4 protein-coding genes are annotated in these 7,079 nt (G+C 35.7%); 1 reads left to right on the plus strand and 3 read right to left on the minus strand.

All coding sequences use genetic code 11. The features are described from left to right. Together H611_RS14075 and H611_RS0106695 are read right to left on the minus strand one after the other, a co-directional pair. Nucleotides 1-2,103, minus strand: a 2,103-nt coding sequence (locus tag H611_RS14075) for a hypothetical protein (protein WP_157515063.1), incomplete at its 3' end; no start/stop codon positions are given. Nucleotides 2,104-2,402: 299 nt separating this feature from the next. Then, nucleotides 2,403-4,208 (minus strand): T9SS type A sorting domain-containing protein, encoded by a 1,806-nt coding sequence (locus H611_RS0106695; RefSeq protein WP_027137630.1) that lies wholly within the window; start codon nucleotides 4,206-4,208, stop codon nucleotides 2,403-2,405. A 623-nt stretch (nucleotides 4,209-4,831) separates the two neighbouring features. Here H611_RS0106695 and H611_RS0106700 point away from each other — a divergent pair. Further along, nucleotides 4,832-5,653 (plus strand): T9SS-dependent choice-of-anchor J family protein, encoded by an 822-nt coding sequence (locus tag H611_RS0106700; RefSeq protein ID WP_084158159.1) that lies wholly within the window; start codon nucleotides 4,832-4,834, stop codon nucleotides 5,651-5,653. A 75-nt stretch (nucleotides 5,654-5,728) separates the two neighbouring features. Here the strand turns inward: H611_RS0106700 and H611_RS14080 are convergent. Further along, nucleotides 5,729-7,079: T9SS type A sorting domain-containing protein (locus H611_RS14080; RefSeq protein WP_157515064.1), on the minus strand; the 1,351-nt coding region annotated here is incomplete at its 5' end.

A 7,079-nucleotide genomic window follows, 5' to 3' on the forward strand; every position in this document is an offset into this window, starting at 1 on the left:
ATCTCCAATACTTCCCTCACTGTCTGAATAACTCCAGGTTCCTGAATCGGCATTACTAATCGCTAATGTTAAATTAAACGTAGCGGCCTCACTAGTACCTTCCTCACAACTTTCTAAATCAGCAACATCAAAGTCCGGATTATCGTAAACATCTACATCAAAAGTTTTTTGAGTATAACAACCTTCATCACTGTCGTTGTCATTATCTAAACGCACGGTAATTGTTGTTTTACCTAGTGGTGCTGAATAATTCGTTGGATCTCCAATACTTCCCTCACTGTCTGAATAACTCCAGGTTCCTGAATCGGCATTACTAATCGCTAATGTTAAATTAAACGTAGCGGCCTCTGTGGTACCCTCCTCACAACTCTCTAAATCCGTCACATCAAAGTCTGGATTATCATAAACGTCCACAGTAAATGATGTAACAGCATCACATTGGCTATCCGGACGAAGACTACGTACCCAAATGGTTTTTGGGCTTTCACCTACAGTTACACTGTAACTTTCTGGAGAACCAATTGGATTAGCCCCAACTTCTGCATCAGCCAAACTAGTATCATGAAATGTTATTGTTGTTCCTGGTGTACTATTCGCTTCGTCAATAGCAGTTTCAAGGTCAAATGTAGCCTGACCAGTATCACCTTGTTCACAAGCTGTTAGGGGGTCTGCAGCAATCTCTGGTGGACCACCAAGAAACCCAAATAAATAAGGCCCAGCAAAATCTTTTAACTCACTGTCAAAAGCACCTTCATTCGGCCCTCCTCCACTACTACGGGTTTTAACCAATAAACTACCTAATATATTAGAACATGGATCTTGAGACCCTCTTCTATCTAATCCGAAAGCGGATAAATCAATCCCAATTTCAACAAATTGATAGCGTTGATAATCTGTAACAGCATCTGGAGAAGACCCATGCCAAGTACCCCATGGTGGTCCTAATGTCAAAGATCCCGCATCGTCTGACATATTATCATTGACTCTACCCCATGCTGCTATATCATTTCCTTTTGGGTTGATCGCGGCGTAGCCATATACAACACCGTCAACAGTAGTACCTACTCCACTTATAAAAGATACACTTTTATCAACATTAAAAGGTCTAGCAGCATTACCATTATCAAAATTATTATAGTCATCCTCACTCATCCAGCACCTAATTCTTACAGAAGGTACAGTACCTCCGTTGATATAGTCCACAGAAACAATGATGGTTCCAGGAATTAAAATACTCCAATCAGTATCAAATTGCCAGGCCGTACGTCCACCATCTGGACCAAGTTTAGTTGGATCAGCAAGGTCTGCTGGATCCTGTAATCCTTTTCTGAAAAACTCAAAATCTAGATGCTTATTCCCATTGGTGACCACCAAAGACGCTCCGGCATATGCCCAAAGCTTTGTAAATGGTCTGTCATCATTAGCATCATAAAGAGGATCTGACGGGTCTAGCATATTAGGTGGTACACGGGGGCCTTCTCCCCGTAAATGTGCGAACACATCAATAATATCCGTTTTTTGAGGTACACTTCCCGAAGTTCCTAATGTCCAGTTTATTGGATTATCTGAATTCTTATCTGACCCCCCTGCAAAATAGGATGTTTCAGTACCTCCACCCGACACATAAGTATCGCGTCCATAAACGGCATCCAGCCATAAATATGCAGTGGGACCACCGCTCAGATCTATAACCACGGGAAAATTGGCAATGGCGAACGGCACTCGGGCATTACCAACATCATCTGCAGTTATAGATTGTCTTCGCTCAAAGGGTGTATTCCCAGCAGGTGCTGGCTGAGTCTGATCTATTACCCCCAAGCCCGTTCCTGGGTACGATGCCAAATTCAAAAACCAGTCATCAGTATTGGCTCCGTTTACTAATACAGGATTGTTAGGGTCATCAAGATTAAGAAATTCTGACTCATTGGCATAAGCATCGCCGTCAATACCAAAATTAGCCTTTATCACAGTTGAGCCTACATCTTGAGCATAAAAAAATTGTGTTGAAAGACCAAAAGTAATTATGGACAAGCAACACAATAAGAATGTCTTGTACGACTTACTGAATTTACCAATAAAATCGTTGTTAGTAATTTTGTACATAAACATAACATTTAAATTAAGTGAATAAATGAGTTTACATAACAAAGAAGAAGTTGTAGAATGAGGGTTCTAATTTCTTATTTTAGCAATAAAATGACATAACCAAAAAGGTGGAAATGATAAAAAAGGGCATTTAATGTGCTATTAATCAAATGCTATTATGTGAAGTTCTTTAGGTACAAGTTTTACTTGCCCTTTTAAGGTAAGAAATAATAAGATATTATTTAGTTAAAATTATGAATGATTTGTATGGAATAGATGAAATGTAAATTACAGTCGATAAAAAGCATATCTTCAAATTACTGATTCACAATTAGTTTCCTTTTAATCATCGTGTTGTTGACTTTTAGGCTTAAGAAATAAATTCCTGCTGAAAGTTTATTTAAATTAACCCTATTAGATATGGCATTAGAATTAAAATTAATCGTTCTAATTTGTTTTCCTTGTATATCGTAAATGGCCATGGACTGTATTTGATAGTTCTTAGGGTTTTTGATAAACAATACATCTTTTACCGGGTTAGGATATAAAACAATATCCTCTATATAGTCATGCGCTTTAGAACTTAATAAACTACAGGATGATTCCGTCATACTAAGTTGATTACAAACGGCCGTACTTGTGCTTCTCGATAACACATCTTTAGCTCCCATTAAATCATTATCCTGTAACGCTCTTAAAGATTCTTCTTTAGAAATTGAATAGTGCATGACCACATTGGTATCAACCACATGACCCAATTGGTGTCCGTGACCTAATTCGTGTACTGTAACTGTTTCAAAATCTACTTGTCCGTTTGTTGGAGGATTCGTTGAAAAATTCCAATCGATATTACTATTAAAAATAATATCCATTTCCTTAACATACCATTTAATTTCTCCATCCTGAGAACAACCTGAGTATCTTGAATAGCATTTTCCTAAGGTTCCTGTACCTAAATTATCAACAAAGGTTATTACATTTACCCCATCATCGGCATTCGTATTTATAGGTGTTGTGCTTGCAGAAATCTCCCAGTTAATGCCACTTCCACAGGTCCAGCTTTCAAAGGCTCGTGCAAAAGCTTCTTTTGCTCCTGTTGCACTAAAATTAGTATTCATAATCCAGGTATTACCGCCTTCAGAATTATCATCAATATGCTGTGTTTGATAGGCTATTTTACCTGAACCTGAATTATACTCCAGATTAATTTGAGCGAAATCGATATGAAGCTTTTCAGTAGTTACTATAGAACCACCGCTCGCGGTAGAAACCTTAATAGTGCCCGATCCAGCATTATCTGGTATTTCTACTTCAATTTTATTATCACTCCAACTTAATATTTGATTATCTAAAGCATCGGTATGCAAATAACCACCATAATTTGCGTCGCTAAACCCTACTGCTCCTTTACTTTGTCCAAAACCCGAACCATTGATGGTTAAAACACTTTTAGTTCCAGCTGTAAAACTGGTCGCTGAAAAAGATGTAACAGCTAAAGCAGCCGTGGTTGAACTTGATTTTCCATAAACAGGAGTTTCTTCATCCCTGGAAATATCATCTTGCAGTAATAGATCCGATTTTACCTGAATTGGCTTTTTTAAGGTATAGTTAGATAGTATATTTTGAAAATTCGATTGAATTCCTTTGTGCGTTTCGAAAGCATTGGCTACTCTATCTCTTGCTTTATCATATTTATAAAAGCCCTGAAAGTCACTAACACTTTCAAAATTATTATGAGTATTTCCTTTTGATAGATTTTGAGAGTCTGCCCGCTTCAACATAAAAACACCTGTATCGCCTTCTTGCAATTGTAAACTATGGGACACCATTACTGCTTCGAGACCGACTATCCCACCTTCCGTTATTAAATCAACAGTTTCCACAATATTTCCTTTAAAAACCTTATATACTTCAATTGTTTGGCGTGTGTAAATATTTTCATAGGTATCATCCCAAAACGATGATTTCGCAATTATCTTACCTTCCACAATTTGATCTGATAATTTTACTTGGTCTTCAAGATTTACTTTATATGACAGTTCCTGAGAAAAGCTGCTTAAGGAACAAAGTAAAATGGCGCAAAATACAATCTTACTTTTAATAATAGGTATAATACAATTCATAATCAGGGGCATTTATGATCTAAAATTAATACATTTTACAGATTAACTGATTTATAATGCATTTAATCGATGTAATACCAGTTTTATTAAGACTATTGTAGGTTTTTATTTCTATTATTAAAGAATACATTTTTTGTTAACCCATAATTACTTACAAAACTGACATTCAGTATATTGTATATTTTAAATTCGGCAAATCTAAAAATATTTTTTAATGCGTCATTAATTACGAAACAATAAAAACATCTATAAAGTGTTAAAATTATCCGATAAACGAATAAATATAAGAAGTCATGTATGCAGTAACAAATAGATAAGAATGCGCTTCGAAATTTGTAGTAAAATATTAGAGGAATAAAAAACTTAGCTAGAAAAATTAACTCTATATCCGTCTTTTAAACATCTATGATCCATGCGCTTACATATATTTTCAAGTTAGATTTACCTGTAATTTATCTAAATTTTGATTGAATAATCAGAATATTTAGATCATAATTTACTTATGAATACATGAAATTAATCAGAATAAAACTACAATAATTGGTATTTTATCGATTAAAAGTAAATTAGTTCGATAAAAACAACTAAATACACTAAATTTACACAAATTAACCTACTTAGTTATGAAAAGAGTTTTATTATTTACGTGTTTTTTATTAATACAACTGTCGTTGATTGCGCAATGTGACAATACATTACCTGTACTGGAAACTTTTGAAACAAATGTAATAGACGTCTGTTGGGATGTTGAGGATCAAGATGGTGATAGTTATAATTGGATATGGTGGGAATTTTCGTCTTATTATGGAGGCTATAAGGTTATTGCCTCACACTCGCAATCTAGTACCACCCCAGATAACTGGATTATTTCCCATGCCATTGACTTGACATCGTTTAGTGCGGGTGAAAATATTACATTGTCCTGGAAAGTAAGAGGTGAATTATCTTATGCAGCACATGAATATTATACTGTTTATGCTGCTTTAGGGAATCAAACCAGCGATTTTGAATCTAGTGCTATTCAAAGAAGTGAATATACTGATGAAGTTGGTGGTGCAGGTGTATTTGTAACCCGAAGTATAGATATTTCAGACTTAGCAGGTAATTCAGTCTATATTGCATTTAGACATCATAATACTACCAATCAATCCGCAATTAATATAGACGAATTATCAATAACCACAAGTACTCTTGGCATTGATGATTTAAATACCGATACCATTAGACATTATTATAATAGAGAAAGTGATGATTTAATTCTTAACTCACCTCAAAACCCTTTCGATACTATCGAAATATACAATATATTAGGAAAAAAAGTATTGTTCAAAAGGTCATCTAATAACAGAGAAACCATAAACCTTTCAACTCTACAAAATGGCATTTATATAGCTCATATGAATATTGAAGAAAGAATGCACACAATAAAATTTATAAAGTATTAAGGGCTTTTCATATTATTCATCATAAAAAAGAGCGGCAAATGCCGCTCTTTTTTGTTAACATATTTATTGAATTGGTTATTGTGGTGAAGAAGATATTACTTTCTTAATAGCCGTACCTTCTTTAGTTGTCAATCTTACAAAGAACATTTGGTTATCGGTTCTGGAAAGATCAAGTTTAATTGTTTCCACAGTACCTTTAATATATTCCGTATTTTCAGAAGTTCTGATTAATGCACCCTTCATATCAAATACTTCAATCTTAACATCAGTTTCGTAATCGAATGAATATTTAATATTTACTTCTTGATCGAATGGTACAGGATACGCTGTAAAGTCAACTGATTTGGTTGAAACCACTTTAGCTTCTTCTCCACAATTGATTCCTAAATCAACAGTATACGTATTACCATCATCAACTCCAGGTCTATCACTACATCTACAAAGTTCCTCACAGGTGACAGCGTGAGCAATAACATATACTGGACCACTTACATTTGTAAATGTTACAGAAATTCCGGTTGAATGATCTAGTGATCCTGAATTAAAAGTATATTGACCAGGAGCTACTGTAGGCTCTCCATTTTTCTCTGGATACATATCACACCCTACATATATATGAGCTTCACTCATTGCATAATCCTTACCTAATCCATCATTGTCTATGTTATAGGTAACAGTTATCTCTCCTGCTACAGAATAATCTACAGTAACACTGCCTACATTATTTCCTTTAGCAATATCACACTGGGCTGCTCCGGCATATAAAGGTAATTCAGAAATAGCTCCCTCACTGTATTGGTTAGTCCAACCCCAACGTTTAAATTCTGGAATAAAACAACTAGCTGTTTGTGCATCCATAGCAAAGGCGGTTTCACAGTTGTCATATTTATCAACTTCGCGAGTGATAGTAATTGTTTTTGTATCAAAATTACCACATGCATCTTCTGGTGTTATAAATACATAATCTGCTAATTCAGCACACATATCCTCACGATATCTAATGTTAGTTGGACCTGCGTCCACTGTGCCTGGAATACATCCCGTATAACTTGCTGTTAAAATTGCTGGGAAATCAACATTACAAATTGTTGACTCTACCTCAGGTAATGTAATTACTATCTCTGGTAATTCTGTTAATGTCCAAGTCGCCTCTACATCGAAGGTCTCACATAAATCTGTAATGGTCCAAACCACTGTCGCTGTTCCGCCAGCACATAAGTCTGGTGCATTATCCTGTGACTTAATGCTACCCTCTGGAGCACATCCGCCTGTTATACTTGCTACTGCCGCATTGGTCGTATCAGTTATCCATTGTGCATAGGCTGCATCTACCGCATCCTGATCTGCAAACATACATGAATCCGCCTCTGCATCGCTAGGTGGTGTACCCACTGCTATCGCATCTGGTGCGTTCAAGGTCCAAGTC

Source organism: Gaetbulibacter saemankumensis DSM 17032, assembly GCF_000425645.1.
GTDB lineage: Bacteria > Bacteroidota > Bacteroidia > Flavobacteriales > Flavobacteriaceae > Gaetbulibacter > Gaetbulibacter saemankumensis.

Bases quoted from the DNA above. Each gene is read 5' to 3' on its own strand.
- H611_RS0106700 (WP_084158159.1), top strand. From the start codon at position 4,832: ATGAAAAGAGTTTTATTATTTACGTGTTTTTTATTAATACAACTGTCG.
- H611_RS0106695 (WP_027137630.1), bottom strand. From the start codon at position 4,208: ATGAATTGTATTATACCTATTATTAAAAGTAAGATTGTATTTTGCGCC.